This is a genomic window from Phyllobacterium sp. YR531 (assembly GCF_000282595.1).
In the GTDB taxonomy this organism is placed as follows: domain Bacteria; phylum Pseudomonadota; class Alphaproteobacteria; order Rhizobiales; family Rhizobiaceae; genus Phyllobacterium.
The window spans coordinates 140,236-155,362 of sequence record NZ_AKIZ01000038.1; the positions used below are offsets into that span (position 1 = coordinate 140,236).

19 protein-coding genes are annotated in these 15,127 nt (G+C 51.2%); 14 read left to right on the plus strand and 5 right to left on the minus strand.

The genetic code is table 11. The features are described from left to right. Window positions 1-34: 34 nt before the first annotated feature. On the minus strand, window positions 35-799 hold the full coding sequence (locus PMI41_RS22090) for an SOS response-associated peptidase (RefSeq protein WP_008128582.1): 765 nt from the start codon (window positions 797-799) through the stop codon (window positions 35-37). Between the two features lie 100 nt (window positions 800-899). Here PMI41_RS22090 and PMI41_RS22095 point away from each other — a divergent pair, with 100 nt between their 5' ends. The 7 genes from PMI41_RS22095 to PMI41_RS22125 all read left to right on the plus strand — a co-directional run bounded on the left by PMI41_RS22095 (window position 900) and on the right by PMI41_RS22125 (window position 5,195). Further along, a complete protein-coding gene (locus PMI41_RS22095) occupies window positions 900-1,331 on the plus strand; it encodes an NUDIX domain-containing protein (RefSeq protein WP_008128583.1) in 432 nt (143 codons plus the stop codon). Then, complete coding sequence (locus tag PMI41_RS22100) at window positions 1,273-1,779, plus strand: TIGR02301 family protein (RefSeq protein WP_008128584.1); 507 nt, start codon at window positions 1,273-1,275, stop codon at window positions 1,777-1,779. Before PMI41_RS22095 ends, PMI41_RS22100 begins: the two co-directional genes overlap by 59 nt. 102 nt (window positions 1,780-1,881) lie before the next feature. Beyond that, window positions 1,882-2,139: a hypothetical protein gene (locus PMI41_RS22105; RefSeq protein WP_008128585.1), complete on the plus strand. Its 258-nt coding sequence runs from the start codon at window positions 1,882-1,884 to the stop codon at window positions 2,137-2,139. Window positions 2,140-2,159: 20 nt separating this feature from the next. After that, window positions 2,160-2,954: a hypothetical protein gene (locus PMI41_RS25520; protein ID WP_244423990.1), complete on the plus strand. Its 795-nt coding sequence runs from the start codon at window positions 2,160-2,162 to the stop codon at window positions 2,952-2,954. Between the two features lie 91 nt (window positions 2,955-3,045). Further along, the gene (locus PMI41_RS22115) at window positions 3,046-3,501 is read left to right on the plus strand and encodes a carboxymuconolactone decarboxylase family protein (protein WP_008128587.1); all 456 of its coding nucleotides are present in this window, start codon (window positions 3,046-3,048) and stop codon (window positions 3,499-3,501) included. Continuing rightward, the gene (locus PMI41_RS22120) at window positions 3,488-4,378 is read left to right on the plus strand and encodes a sigma-70 family RNA polymerase sigma factor (protein WP_040856374.1); all 891 of its coding nucleotides are present in this window, start codon (window positions 3,488-3,490) and stop codon (window positions 4,376-4,378) included. The genes PMI41_RS22115 and PMI41_RS22120 overlap by 14 nt, the downstream gene beginning before the upstream one ends. Before the next feature lie 28 nt (window positions 4,379-4,406). Beyond that, window positions 4,407-5,195, plus strand: coding sequence for a PhzF family phenazine biosynthesis protein (locus tag PMI41_RS22125; protein WP_244423991.1), 789 nt, complete (start codon window positions 4,407-4,409; stop codon window positions 5,193-5,195). 11 nt (window positions 5,196-5,206) lie between these two features. Here the strand turns inward: PMI41_RS22125 and PMI41_RS22130 are convergent, their stop codons facing one another. From PMI41_RS22130 to PMI41_RS22140, 3 genes are all read right to left on the minus strand, one after another. Continuing rightward, window positions 5,207-5,488 carry a BrnA antitoxin family protein gene (locus PMI41_RS22130; RefSeq protein ID WP_008128593.1) on the minus strand — a complete coding sequence of 94 codons (282 nt, stop codon included), beginning with the start codon at window positions 5,486-5,488 and terminating at the stop codon, window positions 5,207-5,209. After that, on the minus strand, window positions 5,448-5,702 hold the full coding sequence (locus tag PMI41_RS22135) for a BrnT family toxin (protein WP_244423995.1): 255 nt from the start codon (window positions 5,700-5,702) through the stop codon (window positions 5,448-5,450). Before PMI41_RS22135 ends, PMI41_RS22130 begins: the two co-directional genes overlap by 41 nt. A gap of 101 nt (window positions 5,703-5,803) precedes the next feature. Next, the gene (locus PMI41_RS22140) at window positions 5,804-7,132 is read right to left on the minus strand and encodes a dihydroorotase (RefSeq protein ID WP_008128597.1); all 1,329 of its coding nucleotides are present in this window, start codon (window positions 7,130-7,132) and stop codon (window positions 5,804-5,806) included. A 74-nt stretch (window positions 7,133-7,206) separates the two neighbouring features. Between PMI41_RS22140 and PMI41_RS22145 the strand changes: the two genes are divergently transcribed. From PMI41_RS22145 to PMI41_RS22170, 6 genes are all read left to right on the plus strand, one after another. Next, window positions 7,207-8,055 carry a folate-binding protein YgfZ gene (locus PMI41_RS22145; RefSeq protein ID WP_008128599.1) on the plus strand — a complete coding sequence of 283 codons (849 nt, stop codon included), beginning with the start codon at window positions 7,207-7,209 and terminating at the stop codon, window positions 8,053-8,055. 13 nt (window positions 8,056-8,068) lie between these two features. Next, a complete protein-coding gene (locus PMI41_RS22150) occupies window positions 8,069-8,707 on the plus strand; it encodes an HD family hydrolase (RefSeq protein WP_008128600.1) in 639 nt (212 codons plus the stop codon). 3 nt (window positions 8,708-8,710) lie between these two features. After that, entirely contained in the window at window positions 8,711-9,232 is a 522-nt protein-coding gene (locus PMI41_RS22155) for a tyrosine phosphatase family protein (protein WP_008128602.1), read from the plus strand. Further along, entirely contained in the window at window positions 9,229-10,182 is a 954-nt protein-coding gene (locus PMI41_RS22160) for a hypothetical protein (protein WP_008128604.1), read from the plus strand. Before PMI41_RS22155 ends, PMI41_RS22160 begins: the two co-directional genes overlap by 4 nt. A gap of 9 nt (window positions 10,183-10,191) precedes the next feature. Beyond that, window positions 10,192-10,710 carry a cupin domain-containing protein gene (locus PMI41_RS22165; RefSeq protein WP_008128606.1) on the plus strand — a complete coding sequence of 173 codons (519 nt, stop codon included), beginning with the start codon at window positions 10,192-10,194 and terminating at the stop codon, window positions 10,708-10,710. Window positions 10,711-10,938: 228 nt separating this feature from the next. Continuing rightward, window positions 10,939-12,963, plus strand: a complete 2,025-nt coding sequence (locus PMI41_RS22170; protein ID WP_008128609.1) for an EAL domain-containing protein — start codon at window positions 10,939-10,941, stop codon at window positions 12,961-12,963. A 308-nt stretch (window positions 12,964-13,271) separates the two neighbouring features. On the opposite strand, the gene PMI41_RS22180 is transcribed toward PMI41_RS22170, so the two are convergent. After that, a complete protein-coding gene (locus PMI41_RS22180; protein WP_052025964.1) occupies window positions 13,272-14,075 on the minus strand; it encodes a VOC family protein in 804 nt (267 codons plus the stop codon). A gap of 266 nt (window positions 14,076-14,341) precedes the next feature. Here PMI41_RS22180 and PMI41_RS22185 point away from each other — a divergent pair, with 266 nt between their 5' ends. Beyond that, on the plus strand, window positions 14,342-14,890 hold the full coding sequence (locus tag PMI41_RS22185) for an alpha/beta hydrolase (RefSeq protein ID WP_008128613.1): 549 nt from the start codon (window positions 14,342-14,344) through the stop codon (window positions 14,888-14,890). Window positions 14,891-15,127 lie beyond the last annotated feature (237 nt).

A 15,127-nucleotide genomic window follows, 5' to 3' on the forward strand; every position in this document is an offset into this window, starting at 1 on the left:
TCGGCGAGGTATCCTGATGATTGGTTGGAGCGGATTAGAATAGTTTCATCTGCGTATCAGCTTCTACGGGCTTGGTGCGAGCAGATTTTTTGGGATCGTTCAAATTTTCCAGCACCCTCTCCTGAATGTCTGGACCGCTATTGGCAACTTTGTTGACCTTGTCCGATACTGGAATGGCTTCGAAGAAATCCGCCTGTGCGGGCTTCATCAAATCAGCGACGTGGCGCGGCTCCTGCGTTTTGCAATCGAGCCACCGCGCAAAATCCTTCTGCTCGATGACGACAGGCATACGGTCGTGAATGGGCCGGATATCTTCACTGGCGCTAGTGGTCAAAATTGCGCCTGTATCCATCTCTGAACCTTCCGCATTCGCCCAAGGTTCATAAAGGCCTGCAAACGCAACAATTCCGCCATTGCGGGGGCGTATCCAATAGGCTTGGGATTTTTTGTCGCCGGTACGTCGCCATTCATAAAATCCGGACGCTGGAATGAGAGCACGGCGATGCCGCATGGCTGTCTTGAAGGATGCTTTTTCAATCGCCGTTTCGGATCGCGCATTGATCATCAAAGGATAATCAGCAGTATTTTTCACCCAACCTGGAATGAAGCCCCACCGGACAAGCAGCGCCCGGCGGTCAGAGCGATTGCTGCCGGGAGGCGGTGTTTCGCCACTAACCACCATAAGAATCGGTTGCGTTGGAGCAATATTGAAGCGTGGCGGGAAATCCTCAAGCTCCATGAGCGCAAGATAGGCTGCGATTTCTTCTGGAGTTCCGAGGAGTGAAAAACGTCCACACATGTTTTAACCTGCTTTTGTGCCGGCAGAATTTCCGCACTCGAACCACTTGCTCAAGTAGCACCATCTTGTCAAATCGAGTTTCAGCGCCTACCGCTTTGATATGGACCAAATTCCCCTTTCCGCAACTGTTGATGGCGTTTCAACCGTCTGTATCCGCGATGGTGCTTTTCTATTGGTTGAACGAGGTCGCGAACCTTCCAAGGGCTGGCTGGCATTTCCAGGCGGAAGGCGGGAAGATGGCGAGACACCACAAGAGGCCGCAATAAGGGAATTGCAGGAAGAAACCGGTATTGTTGCTGCAATGGTAACTTACCTCACAACAGTTACATTCGATTATTCCACACCGGAATTTCCCGCCCCCAAACCCTTTCGTCTTGCTGTTTTCCGTGCCCATGACTTCTTTGGTGAGGGAATTGCAGCTGACGATGCTGCAGCGGTCCATTGGCTCCGGCTAGAAGAGATGGCGCATTTCGATGTCACCGAAAGCGTGCTGGATGTCGCCAGAGAACTCGCACAGGACTTTAAAAGCTGAGGGTATTAACCACACATGCCTTGAAGCTGCCTTGCTTTCGGGTGACAAAGGCTTGGGGATTTCAGCTCAAGGCAGTTTTGTGCGGCGAATAGCGTTTATCATATTGGCATTGACGGCTATCGCGCGCACGGCACCTGCCCATGCAATTGATCCGCTTTACGAAACCAAACTGATAAGACTTGCAGAGGTCTTGGGCTCCATCCATTCTTTACGCAACATATGCGGCGAGAGCAGCAGCCAGTGGCGCGACAGGATGGACGCGCTTCTGCTGGCAGAAAATCCTGATCCCGTACGGAAAGCCCGCCTGATTGCCAGTTTCAATCGAGGATACCGGACCTTTAACGAGACCTATTCGACCTGTACCAGTCAGGCAATTGCGGCGATTGACCGCTATGAGCAGGAAGGAACAAAGCTTTCTTCCGAGATCGTATCGGGCTATGGAAATTAACCAGGCTTTAACTGTTGAAGCCAATGAACCGCATTTTAAGCAAAACCTATGGTATTGTTTAGCGGCACTTTAAGAATTGGCTCCGGCCAAGGATGGTACACCATGAACATGACCTCGACAGATCTCGATAAGCTGGTTGCCGAAGAGAAAAAACTCGTAGCGATCGAATATCAGAATGAAGTCTGGGCTGATGGTACGCTCGAGGGCATCGAACCGGAGATCATGGCGGAAGCCGCTTTTGCGACTGCATTGGTTGAGCTAATCCGTGATAACGGGGAAGTGTCCGCATTGGCCTTGATCGAAGCTTTGCGCGAACGTATTGCTGCTGGCGAGTTTTCGACGAATCGCATTCTGCAGTAGTTCAATTCCGGGTGACACCTATGCTTGAAAAGCGCCTTTCCGCTTATCCCTTCGCCAGAGTCTTTATGCTGGCGACTGCGGTATGCGCGTTAAGCATACCTGCATGGTCTTCAGGCTCAAGCAACCCGGTACAGCTCGCGTTAAGCGAACTCAAGAAAGAAGAATTGCCGCAGGCAACGGAACCCACACAGCCAAACAGCAATCAGCCCGCGAGTGAAACACATACACCTCCTCCGGCCGCCACAGAAAAGCCCGCTGCAGCACCGGCCGAGCCAGCTACAGAAGATAGTGAGGGCACTGCCAAAGCGACCAATCCGGCAATGCCGAATGCCAAGGATGGTGCAGAAACTCCTGAGGTCCAATATGATCTCAGCAAACTGCCCTTTCCGGTGCAAAAAATGCACCAGCTGATCCTGGAAGCTGCAAAATCTGGCAATATTGATGCGCTGCGTCCGCTTATCGGATCTGGCGATGACGTAACCATGCTTTCGCTTACTGAAGTTGATGGTGACCCCCTCGCCTATCTGAAAAGCCAGGCAGGTGATCCGGATGGTCAGGAAATCCTGGCTATTCTGGTGGATGTGCTGGAATCCGGCTATGTGCATCTTGATGCAGGCACTGCAGATGAGTTGTATGTCTGGCCGTACTTCTTCGCCTATCCTTTAGACAAACTTGATGCGAAGCAAAAAGTTGAAATGTTTCAAATCGTGACCGCAGGCGATTATGATGAAATGAAGCAGTTCGGCACCTATGTGTTCTACCGTTTGGGCATTACGCCAAAGGGTCGCTGGCGCTTTTTCGTAACCGGCGACTGACTTTTTCAAAATATTTTTTAAACGATGTCACATCCGGACGGGCTGTCTCGTCTCGTGTTCAGGCAAATAAATGCCGAACAGGAGAAAGATCATGAAAGCCAGATTAAACCCCATCAGCTTTGACGCCATCAAGCCAATGCTTATCATGAGTGACAGCGTTGAAAGCGACGGCGTCGAGAAAAGCCTGCAAGAACTCGTCAAGATGCGGGCATCGCAAATCAATGGCTGCGCCTATTGCCTTGATATGCACTCCAAGGACGCACGCAAGCATGGGGAAACTGAACAGCGCATTTATTTGCTGAACGGCTGGAGAGAATCGCCACTATATAGTGAGCGTGAGCGCGCGGCATTGGCATGGACAGAGGCATTGACCCTCGTCTCCCAAACCCATGCGCCAGACAGTGATTATGAAGTTTTGAAGCTACATTTCACGGAGGAGGAGATTGTGAAGCTGACCATGCTTATCGTCACCATCAACGGCTGGAATCGCATCGCGATCGGCTTCCGCTCCATCCATCCGGTAGCAAAAGCCAGTGTCGCAGCCTGACAGTACGGTCGACACGTTCAGCCGCCTCAGACCGCGACTGACCCGGATAGCATATCGCATGCTCGGTTCGGTTACTGAGGCGGAGGACATTGTTCAGGAGGGCTTTATTCGTTGGCACCAGACCGAAAGGTCAGAGGTGCGTAACGAAGAAGCCTACCTTGTCCGCATAATTACGCGCCTGTGCCTCGATCATCTGAAGTCGGCCCGGGTTCGCAGGGAAAAATATGTAGGTGACTGGCTGCCGGAACCAATATTCAATCCGACTGAAGAAGAACCCGAAGGCGATGTTACCCTGACCCTGATGATAGCGCTCGAACGGCTTTCGCCACTTGAGCGAGCAGCATTTCTTCTGCACGATGTGTTTGGTCAGGACTTCAAACAGATTGCCGACACTATTGGACGGGATGCTGCAACATGCCGCCAACTGGCAAGTCGAGCGCGCAATCACGTGCAAAAGGCCAAGCCGCGTTTTCCGGTTTCGGATGAACAAGGCAGCAAGATTGCGGCTGCTTTTTTCAACGCCTCACGCACGGGAGATACAAAGACACTTCAAAGTCTGCTTGCCGATGATGTCGTCATGTATGCAGATGGCGGTGGTGTTAGGCTCTCGGTCATCAATCCCATTCATACGGCGCAAGATATCGCACGGTTCTTTGAAGGAATTTCGCGACGCGCAGAATTCAAGCTTCCGACATTGCTGCATGAGGGGCTCATTGATGGACTGCATGGTTTCGCGACGATGGAGTCCGACGATCTGCCGCAAACAACCGCCCTCGAAATCGAGAACGGGAAGATCACGGCTATCTATGTGATGCGTAACCCTGAAAAACTGCAGCATTTGCAATTTGCCAAATCGCCAGCAAAAGGTACAGCATGAGACCCGTCTTGGCGAAGTAAGGTGATTTATGAGAACGATGACGATGTATCAGGTGGACGCGTTTACCACCGAGCTTTTCCGCGGTAATCCTGCTGCCGTTTTGGTATTGGATGACTGGCTTCCAGTGGAAACCATGCAGAATATCGCAGCCGAGAACAATCTGGCGGAAACTGCATTCTTGAAGCGCAATGTAAACGGTTGGGATTTGCGCTGGTTCACGCCGGTACATGAAGTGAATTTTTGTGGTCACGCCACTCTTGCTTCCTCGCACGTGTTGCTACACGAGCTTGGCGTAGAGGGTGAGCTGGCATTTGAGACGAGAGTTGGCACTCTCCGCGTCAACAAAAAGGATGCCGGTTATCAGCTGGATTTTCCAAGCTTTGCACCAGAACCGGTAACAGACCTTCTCCCCGCGCTCAAAGACATAACGGGACGTGACAACATTATCGCATTCCAGAACTTCGAGAATGTTTTCGTTGAACTTGAGGACGAGCAGGCAGTGATCGATTTCATTCCGGATTTGCCAAAGATAGCCAGACTCGATCCTTTCGGATTAGTAATCACCGGCAAAGGCAATGAGCATGATTTCGTATCACGCTATTTCGTTCCACATGCCGGGATTCCGGAGGATCCTGTAACAGGATCGATTCACTCGACGCTTGTGCCCTATTGGGCGGCAAAGCTTGGCGAGAACCACCTATCGGCCTACCAACGCTCGCAACGTGGCGGGCATCTTCTTTGCGAGCTAGCCGGTGATCGTGTTCTGATCACTGGTTCCGCAGTGACCTTCATGAAGGCGGAGATTTATTTGCCGTAAGTCTCAGGCCATCATTTGCTTTTTCTGTGCGCTTCCACATAAGCCCGCAGCACCGCGTTCATGCGTGTAAGATGGCCTTTTCCGTGTGCTTTGAACCAGTCAATGATGTCCGTGTCCAATCGCAAATGGACAGAAGTTTTGCCTTTAGGCAAAATAACACGGGCGCTTTCCCAAAAGTCCTCTCCCAAGGATTCAGCTTCAGGTGCGCAATCATATTCCGCTTGCCCTTCTTTATCTGATGTCCTCGCAATTTCACTGAGAGAGTATTTTGCGGTAGTAGATTTCTTGCTCATTTTTACCTGCCTTTTGGGCGCTGATGATACGTATCGTTGTCTTGTTTCGTCGCGTGTAAACGACGCGGTAAAGTACCCGGCCCAGCGCTATAATACGAATCTCGCCATAATCCTCACGGTCATCAACTCGCTCTAAAATCTCATTGGCAAAAATCTTCGCAGCATTCTTAAATGAAACTCCGTGTTTCAGTAAATTGGACGCAGCCTTGTGCACGTCCCATTCGAACTGCAATTCCAAGTTCAGCAATATACATAACCTTTATATACATAAATGTGTACACAATATCAATTTCTAAAATGATTATCTGGTTTAGTTCAGGCGAGCGCCTCGCCAAAAAGCACTGGCTCACCCTGTGATGGCGTGACGATTTCACCTTCCCACATGACCCTTATGCCTCGAACAATCGTTCCTACAGGCCATCCGGTAACAATCTTGCCGTCATAGGGTGTCCAGCCGGCTTTTGAACCAACCTGTTCGTTGGTGATGGTCTCACGGCGCTTCATATCCACAATTGTCAAATCTGCATCATACCCGACGGCAATGCGCCCTTTGCGCGCCATCCCAAAGAGACGGTTTGGGCCATGTGAACTCAGATCAACAAAGCGTTCAATCGACAAGCGCCCAGCATTCACATGATCAAGCATGATTGGGACAAGGGTTTGCACGCCCGTCATGCCCGAAGGAGATGCCGGGTACGGTTTTGCCTTTTCCTCCAATGTGTGCGGCGCATGATCTGAGCCGAGAACATCCACGATCCCCTGCCCGATACCTTTCCAGACACCGTCACGATGACGGGAATCGCGCACTGGTGGATTCATCTGGATCAGTGTGCCGAGCGTCGCATATTGGCTGGCATCAAGTGTCAGGTGATGAGGCGTGGCCTCACAGCTCGCCACATCCTTATGCTGACTAAGAAAATCAATCTCTTCAGCGGTAGAAATATGCAGAACGTGGATGCGGGCGCCGGTTTCGCGGGCAATTCGAACAAGCCGCTCAGTACATTGAAGTGCTGCTGTTTCATCGCGCCAAACCGGATGCGATGACGGATCGTTTGGGATGCGGAAATTTTCTCGCTCACGCAGACGGAATTCATCTTCGGAATGGAAAGCCGCGCGGCGGCGGGTATTTTTAAGAATTGAACGAACGCCCTCATCGTCTTCAACAAGAAGATCACCTGTTGACGATCCCATAAATACCTTGATGCCCGCAGCACCCGGTAGGCGCTCCAATTCTGGAACATCATGCGCATTGTCACGCGTACCGCCAACCCAGAAAGCGAAATCGCAATGCATGCGATGCTTGCCACGCCGAATCTTGTCTTCCAGTGTTTCAGCGGAAGTCGTCAAAGGTTTCGTATTCGGCATTTCGAAGACTGCGGTTACACCGCCCAAAACAGCGGAGCGTGAACCAGTCTCAAGGTCTTCCTTGTGTTCAAGTCCCGGCTCGCGGAAATGCACCTGACTATCAACAACGCCCGGAAGGATATGCAAACCCGTTGCGTCAATGATTTCGCCTGCTGATGCCGTACCAAGATTGCCAATGGCTGCAATACGCCCATTGGTGATACCAATATCGCGCAAACCGACGCCATCCTGATTAACCACCATGCCGCTTCGATAAATCGTGTCGAATGTTTGCACCATTTGCATCTCCTTCACCTTGCGAACCTGTTCTGAGCGGATTACGTAACAGCAACAGATAAGGCAAGGATAATGCAATGCCATCGGCACTTTTAAACGGAAGAGCGATCCTGAGTGTTACGGGCGAGGATGCCGAAAGTTTCCTCCAGAACCTTATCACCACCGATCTAGACAATCTGAAAACCGGAAAACTCAGGCCGGGTGCTCTGCTCAGCCCTCAAGGCAAGGTAATGTTTGAGTTCCTGATCTCGCGATCACCTGTTGGTCTGCGTCTGGACACTTTGCAGTCTGCTGCGGAAGATTTCGCCAAACGGCTGAGCCTCTATAAACTTCGCGCAAAAGTACAGATTTCCGTGGATTTAGAATCGCTTGTGGTTGTCTCTTGGGAGAGTGAATCAGATATTTCAGATTATGATTCAACTGTTCGCGATGAACGCTTTCCAGAGACGGCAAATGTCTATCGGCATTATAGCGGTACTATCGCCAAAGAGAATAACGATGCGTGGACGCGCCTGAGAATTGTGTATGGAGTGGCGGAAGCACCCGCAGACTTTGCACTTGGCGATGCATTTCCGCATGACATCAATTTCGATCAAACCGGCGGCGTTTCCTTCAAGAAGGGCTGCTTCATTGGTCAGGAAGTCGTTTCCCGCATGCAGCATCGGGGAACTGCGCGACGGCGTATCCTGATCGTCGATAGCCTGGCAGATTTACCGCCAACCGGAACAGCCATTGCAGCCAATGGGCGCGAGCTTGGTATACTGGGAAGTATTGCAGGGCGGTGCGGACTGGCACTTGTCCGGATAGACCGTGTGAAAGACGCAATGGATAGCGGCACACCCATTTTGGCAGGAGATATAGCTATCGACCTTGCCATTCCGCCCGAACACCGATTTACATTTCCCGTGACTGCGCAAGAAGCGTAATCGGGGAGTTCTAATGTCAGGAAGGGCCAAGCCCAAAGACGAACGCACGGCCAAGCCAGAAATGCGGGCTTGGCAACGCATGTTGTCGGGACGCAGGCTTGATCTGCTCGATCCCTCGCCACTGGATATCGAGATTGAGGATATTGCGCAGGGTTTGTCGCGGGTCGCTCGCTGGAATGGACAAACGACTGGCGAGCATGCTTACTCTGTCGCTCAACACTCGCTGCTTGTTGAAGACATCCTTGGCCGGCTCTTCCCGCAGGTAACCACCGAGCAAAGGCTGATCGCGCTTTTGCACGATGCGCCGGAATATGTCATTGGCGATATGATTTCCCCCTTCAAAGCAGTGGTGGGCGGCGATTACAAAGCAGTCGAAACGCGATTGCAGCACGCCATACATTTGCGATTTTCACTCAGCCCTACTGTCAAACAGGAACTTCGCACGCAGATAAAGCGGGCGGATGCTGTAGCTGCCTATTATGAGGCTACGCTGCTTGCCGGCTTCTCGCCAAACGAAGCGGTCGAGTTTTTCGGACGTCCGCGCAATATTGATCCTCACGGCCTCGACTTAAAACCTCTTCCGACCCAAAATGCCCAAAACACATTTTTGTTGCGCTTTGCCGCGCTAGATCAACAGCGCTCCAAAGGATAGAGTATGCCTCATCTTGTCGTTTCACCTGTATCCCGTATCGCTGAAACAGCAACGCGTTTTGGTGCGCGCGATATGCTTACCCTGATGAATGTTGGCTCCCGTTTCGACCGCCCGGTCGAGATTGAGGAGGCACGGCATTTATTCATTGGTTTCAATGACATCAACGAACCATCTGAGGGAATGATTCACCCTTCCGTCGATCATATAAATCAATTCATAGCATTTGGGCGGCGCTGGGACCGGAAAGCTCCCCTGCTCATCCATTGCTATGCCGGCGTTTCACGCTCCACTGCCAGCGCCTATATTACAGCGCTGGCTCTTAATCCCGAATTGGATGAAACGAGACTTGCGCGGACGCTGCGCCGAAACGCGCCCTCCGCTACGCCGAATGCCCTGCTGATTGCTCTTGCCGACGATCTGCTGGGGCGTAAAGGCCGGATGGTTGATGCGATCAAGGCCATCGGGCGTGGCGAGGACGCCTTCGAAGGCACTCCCTTTATACTGCCGCTGACGGCCGACACATGACGACAGCGCTTAACGCAGTTGAAATCAATCTGAGTGCAGCAATCGCTGCAGTCGCCAATAATGATCCACTCATCCTTACAACTGCTTCCGGTGGCGAGCCAGAACGGGACGAGTTGCCGTTTGGTCCATTCAATCCGCTTGAGCACCGCACGTTCGAAACCGGATTGCGTGAGTGGGTAGCCGAACAGACACCGCTTCAGCTTGGATATGTCGAGCAGCTTTATACTTTTGGCGATCGCGGCAGGCACAAAACCATTGAAGACCGCGGATTACATGTCGTCTCGGTGGGATATTTGGCCCTCACCCGCATCACTGACAACAGCAGTGAGCAGCTTCGTAAGTCCGGCGCGCGCTGGCGCAACTGGTATTCTTTCCTGCCATGGGAAGACTGGCGCGGAGGCAAGCCCGCCATGATTGACGAGGATATCCGTCCAACACTGCAGGTATGGGCTCATGCATTGCCATCACGGCTCAGCCGCCTGCGTATGGCATTTGGCGATGAGAATATCGCATGGGATGAGGAACGAGCGCTGGAGCGCTACGAACTTCTATACGAAGCCGGACTTATTGAAGAAGCGGTTCGGGATGGAAGGGTTGATCGCCCGCCCTCAAGCTGCCTACCAGGATTGGCCATGAGTTTTGATCATCGGCGTATACTGGCCACCGCAATTTCCAGGCTACGCGCCAAGCTGAAATACCGTCCTGTAGTCTTCGAATTGATGCCACCTACTTTCACTTTGACGGCGCTTCAGGAAACTGTTGAGGCAATTTCCGGGCGTCATCTCCACAAACAGAACTTCCGCCGTCTTGTCGAAACGACGGAATTGGTGGAACCGACCGGTGCCGAACAGACGCAAGCGCGCGGGCGCCCCGCCGCACTTTACAGATTCAGGCACAATGTTCTTGAAGAGCGCAATGTGGCGGGCTTAAGGGTGGGAAATCGGTCATAGGAGCGGAAGATGAACGTTAAGCCTACATCCATTAATGCTGATGGGATTTTCGAACCATTTTCTTCCAGCGATGTGCCTGTGGAAGAATGGTCGCAAGGCACACGTTTCGGCAGCAAATACCAGTACCTTTCAGGATATGGCGGCTCGACCCATGTAGGAGTTCAGCTTGAGGAGCTTGCTCCACGCATGGAGTCGAGTCTCAATCATTATCACATGCTGGAAGAAGAGCAGGCCTTTGTCCTTGAAGGCGAGATGACCTTGAAGCTAGGCGACAAGACCTATGTTATGGAAGCGGGAGATCATGTTTGCTTTCCAGCGGGTCAGAAAGTCGGGCATTCGTTTTACAACCATAGCAAAGCGCCCTGCCGTTTTCTCATGATCGGAGAAAAAAATCCGAATGAGGTGGTGTTTTATACGGAAAATCAACGTGTTGGCGTTCGTTTGTTGGGCGAAGGTTATTCGAAGTCCTCACAAATAGAATATTGGGAGGGTGTTGAAATAAATAACCTGCCTGACGGATTACGTTGAGTAAAAGCTGTAATAGTTACCCGTTATCTGTTATACTGTTTCAGACACAACTGAAGCGCGTTCTTGGACACTTTTGGGCGCAATCATTGCGGGTAGAATTTTTTATAGTTATAGAGGTCGCAAGCTGACATTTTTCACAGTCTTTGTGCTTCAGAATTACTGCAATATTTTTGAATTAATTAAGAAGATCAATATTTTAACAAATACCTATCATAGTCGGACCTTTCCATGCTTACCGTCCTGTCCTGTTTGAAAACGGAACATCATCCGCTACCAATTTTCATTGCTGTGATAATATGCGGAACGGGGTCATTGCTTGCCATGCGATTATTTGCACGCACGCTTAGAACTTCGGGGGCATCACAGGCTTATTGGCTTGTCCTGTGCGCTCTGGTGTGCGGCGGAACGATATGGACAACGCATTTCATCTCGATGCTCGGCTACAAGAATTCGTTGGTATATGGGTTTGACCCTGCTCTTACCCTGTTGTCATTGGGTGTTTCAGTGCTCATGGCTGGCATGGGACTAGCCTACGCCACCCTCAGAAAAACCAGATGTGCGCCGGAAATTGGTGGTGGTTTTATGGGCTTCGGTATTGCGATCATGCACTATATTGGCATGGCTGCTTATTCCGTTTCAGGGAGGTTTGTTTGGGATAATGTATATGTTACTGCATCAGTATTGCTCGCAGTAATTTTTGGCGCATTCGCCACCAGCCTGGTTGCACGGCCAACCAACCGCTTTACAAAATATGGAGGAGCAATCAGTCTATTTCTGGCAATTTGTCTCCTCCATTTTACAGGAATGACCGCGGTATCCATCATTCCTGACAGCACTGTTGTCATCAAGAACGAGCTTTTGCATGCGGATCTACTGATAGCCGGAATTTCAGTGATTATGGCTATTATTCTGGTTATCGGGGCAGCTTCCTATCTTATCGATCTCAGTAGTGCCCAGGAAGCAGCCCACCAGTACCGGAAGCTGGCTATGCATGACGCCCTTACAGGGCTGGCCAATCGTGCTCACCTGAACGTTCATCTTGCTAGCATCCTTTCCAGTCGTCCCGATAACTCGCGGATTACTGTTGCCGTCATTGATCTTGACCGGTTCAAAGAAATCAACGACGTTCACGGCCATCCGGCAGGCGACGAAGTTCTGAGAGAGTTTTCGTATCGTCTGAGAAAAATGCTGGGACCCGAGATTTTTGTTGCGCGAACCGGTGGCGACGAATTTGTCGCAATTCAAACAAGTGCGTTATCCGAAGATTCATTCTATCCGCTTGGGCAAAAAATCGTCGATATCGCCCTGCAGTCCATACAATTTCAGGGCCAGGATTTATTGATCTCCGCTAGCGTGGGAGTAGCGCAGGCTCCCGAAGACGGCATAATCGCCGGTGACCTGCTCAGTAAAGCCGATCTGGCTCTTTACCGCGTAAAAGAAACCGGCCGGAACAATCACAGTCTTTATGAAAAAAGTATGGACGAGAAGATGCGCTCTCGAAGCGGTCTGGCCATTGACCTGAAGCTTGCACTGGAGCGCTCAGAATTCGAGCTATACTTTCAGGCGCAGAACGATACGCAATCGCGTGAGATTGTGGGATTTGAAGCATTACTTAGATGGCGTCACCCAAAACGCGGCATGGTTTCTCCATTGGAGTTTATCCCGATTGCTGAAGAGACAGGATTAATCCATGATATCGGGGTCTGGGTGTTAAGCGAGGCTTGTAAGGAAGCAGCCACATGGAACAGAAAACTGAAAGTTGCGGTCAATGTCGCACCAACGCAGTTAGCTTCTAGAAACCTTTCCGATCAAGTAAGCGAGGTTTTGAGGCTTACGGGGCTCGAACCGGAACGTCTCGAACTTGAAATCACCGAAAGCGGGATTATTGCCGATCAAGAGCACGCATTGCAGGCAATGCAAAAGCTCAAAGCGTTAGGCGTCAAGATTGCGATGGATGACTACGGTACAGGGTATTCTTCCCTTTCGACACTTAGAAATTTTCCCTTCGACAAGATCAAAATTGATCGGGAGTTCATTAAATCTCTCAACGTCGACACCCACTCAGCTGCGATTGTGATGGCAACGCTCACCCTGGGATTAAATCTCGATATTCCAGTTTTAGCTGAAGGTGTTGAGACTGAGGATCATATAGCATTTCTGTCCGACGCCGGATGTGCCGAAGTACAGGGCTTTTTGTTTGGGCGCCCCATACCACAGGCCGACCTGCAGACGCTTATGAAGGCTGTCACCTAGGGTCAGGACCTGTTAATCTGGTCGCAATGGTATGAAGCTTTTCGGTTGTCCAGGATGAGAAAAGGCGAAGGCAATGTGGTTCATTGTCGAGACTTTGCGACAAACTGGACGGGCGAAAAGACCATATCTTGCGGACGCCAAAATGGAAGCTGCAGTGTCGAACCACTTGGCCGGAGGGAAGATCCCCCCTTCGCGCTTCTCCTCGCATCTTCATGCCATTGTAGGCGCCATTGCGATCATATTAATAGGTCCTGACCCTAAGCCAGAATCGGCTGATTGGCATCCTCTTCAACGATCACATCTGTTGCTCAAGCTTTGGTCGGAACAATCCTGATAAGGTTTCCCCATGGATCAACGATTTCGCGTTCTTCCTTTGCATTCGTTGAGGTAAATTCCGCCCAAGCCAAACCGGAACGGTCATTGTCGCGACGACCAGCACCACGACTTTGCCATGCGTTTGCAGCTACGTGGTGGTGGTAACCACCGGTAGACATGAAAACCGCAGCCGCTCCATAAGCAGCAACCGTGTCGAGACCGAGTTCACTCTGCCACCATGTTTCGGCTTCCTTTGCATTACCTACACGTAAGTGAAGATGGCCCACCATGGTTCCGTCAGGAGCACCAGACCAAGGCCGGCCATCCGTTTCCGCAAGAAGATTACCCACGTCAAGCGGCTCGGTAGCCATCGCCACTGTCGAGCCGTTCCATGTCCATTTTTCATGGGGGCGGTCGGCATATATTTCAATGCCATTGCCTTCAGGGTCAGTGAGGTAAATGGCTTCACTCACCAGATGGTCTGATGCGCCGACAATTGGGATGCGTCGGTCAATTGCGCGTTTGGCCCATTGTGCAAGATCCGCGCGCTCGGGCAGGAGAAAAGCTGTGTGATAAAGCCCCGCGCTTTGTGGATCATCCGCCCGGACCGTAGCCTGTTCTATTTCAAGCAGCGGTGTTTCACCGGCACCAAGGGTGATTGATTGACCTTTGCGCGAAATCTCACGCAAGCCGACGACATCCTGATAATAGGTTGAAAGCAAATCAGCATCCTTGGCCTTGATCCCGATCTTTGAGACATAGGTTGGGGCTTTAGCAGCAAAAGATACATCGTTCATTTTTGCCTCCGTGCGGATATTTACCGCCGTTCCGACAAGCGCAATAGCTCCACCAACCAATTCGCGGCGTGTGAATCTCATTTGCACTCCTCGTTATGTTTGTTTCGTTGGTGTGAAAATCGGCTTTCTGCGTTGTCAATTCAAGACAGACGCAGGCGAACAAGCTGTTCACTTATACTGAACGATAGGGCTGCGATTGTTTACCAATCAGAGCGGCGGTCGAGTTCGATATTGCGTACCGGCTTCAACTTTCTTAAATACGGCCCATGAAAGTAAAAGACACCGATATCATCATCATTCCAGGTTATACGAACTCCGGCCCTGATCACTGGCAAAGCCGTTGGGAAAGCAAACTTTCCACAGCTCGCCGTGTTGAACAGGCTGAATGGTCAAAGCCAGTTCGCGACGATTGGATTGCCGAAGTCGTCAAAGCAGTCAATGAAGCGACGCGGCCAGTTGTTGTAGTGGCGCATTCGTTGGGCGTCCCAACATTCATCCATGCCATCCCGCAGATTGGCGACAAGGTCAAAGGGGCGTTTCTCGTCACACCGCCCGATGTGTCCAATCCCAAAATTCGGCCAAAGCATCTCATGACTTTCGGTCCCTACCCGCGTGAACCTTTTACATTCCCCTCAATCGTTGTTGCCAGCCGGAACGATCATTATTGCAGCTACGAGGTCGCCGATGATCTGGCGGCGGCTTGGGGATCGCTTATCGTAGATGCGGGAGAGTCTGGGCATATCAACGCTGATTCAGGCCACGGCCCGTGGCCTGAAGGGTCAATGGTGTTTGCTCAGTTTTTATCAAAACTTTGATTTATAGGCTCCAACCACCCTCGATAATGTATGATCAGACCAGTTAACGGGTGCGATATTTCCACGTTGAAATGCATACGACCGTTTTCAGTATACTCATAAGAATTCGACGCGGGGCATAGAAATAATGGCATTGGAATACGCCAAATATCCCAATGCCGCATTTCAAGTGTCAATCGTTGCTCCGTGCATTGCAAGGCCATTGCAAAAGTAATTGGCCCAAACCTTTCGCACAGC

Bases quoted from the DNA above. Each gene is read 5' to 3' on its own strand.
- PMI41_RS22090 (WP_008128582.1), bottom strand. From the start codon at position 799: ATGTGTGGACGTTTTTCACTCCTCGGAACTCCAGAAGAAATCGCAGCC.
- PMI41_RS22095 (WP_008128583.1), top strand. From the start codon at position 900: ATGGACCAAATTCCCCTTTCCGCAACTGTTGATGGCGTTTCAACCGTC.
- PMI41_RS22100 (WP_008128584.1), top strand. From the start codon at position 1,273: ATGTCACCGAAAGCGTGCTGGATGTCGCCAGAGAACTCGCACAGGACT.
- PMI41_RS22105 (WP_008128585.1), top strand. From the start codon at position 1,882: ATGAACATGACCTCGACAGATCTCGATAAGCTGGTTGCCGAAGAGAAA.
- PMI41_RS25520 (WP_244423990.1), top strand. From the start codon at position 2,160: ATGCTTGAAAAGCGCCTTTCCGCTTATCCCTTCGCCAGAGTCTTTATG.
- PMI41_RS22115 (WP_008128587.1), top strand. From the start codon at position 3,046: ATGAAAGCCAGATTAAACCCCATCAGCTTTGACGCCATCAAGCCAATG.
- PMI41_RS22125 (WP_244423991.1), top strand. From the start codon at position 4,407: ATGAGAACGATGACGATGTATCAGGTGGACGCGTTTACCACCGAGCTT.
- PMI41_RS22130 (WP_008128593.1), bottom strand. From the start codon at position 5,488: ATGAGCAAGAAATCTACTACCGCAAAATACTCTCTCAGTGAAATTGCG.
- PMI41_RS22140 (WP_008128597.1), bottom strand. From the start codon at position 7,132: ATGGTGCAAACATTCGACACGATTTATCGAAGCGGCATGGTGGTTAAT.
- PMI41_RS22145 (WP_008128599.1), top strand. From the start codon at position 7,207: ATGCCATCGGCACTTTTAAACGGAAGAGCGATCCTGAGTGTTACGGGC.
- PMI41_RS22150 (WP_008128600.1), top strand. From the start codon at position 8,069: ATGTCAGGAAGGGCCAAGCCCAAAGACGAACGCACGGCCAAGCCAGAA.
- PMI41_RS22155 (WP_008128602.1), top strand. From the start codon at position 8,711: ATGCCTCATCTTGTCGTTTCACCTGTATCCCGTATCGCTGAAACAGCA.
- PMI41_RS22160 (WP_008128604.1), top strand. From the start codon at position 9,229: ATGACGACAGCGCTTAACGCAGTTGAAATCAATCTGAGTGCAGCAATC.
- PMI41_RS22165 (WP_008128606.1), top strand. From the start codon at position 10,192: ATGAACGTTAAGCCTACATCCATTAATGCTGATGGGATTTTCGAACCA.
- PMI41_RS22170 (WP_008128609.1), top strand. From the start codon at position 10,939: ATGCTTACCGTCCTGTCCTGTTTGAAAACGGAACATCATCCGCTACCA.
- PMI41_RS22180 (WP_052025964.1), bottom strand. From the start codon at position 14,075: ATGAACGATGTATCTTTTGCTGCTAAAGCCCCAACCTATGTCTCAAAG.
- PMI41_RS22185 (WP_008128613.1), top strand. From the start codon at position 14,342: ATGAAAGTAAAAGACACCGATATCATCATCATTCCAGGTTATACGAAC.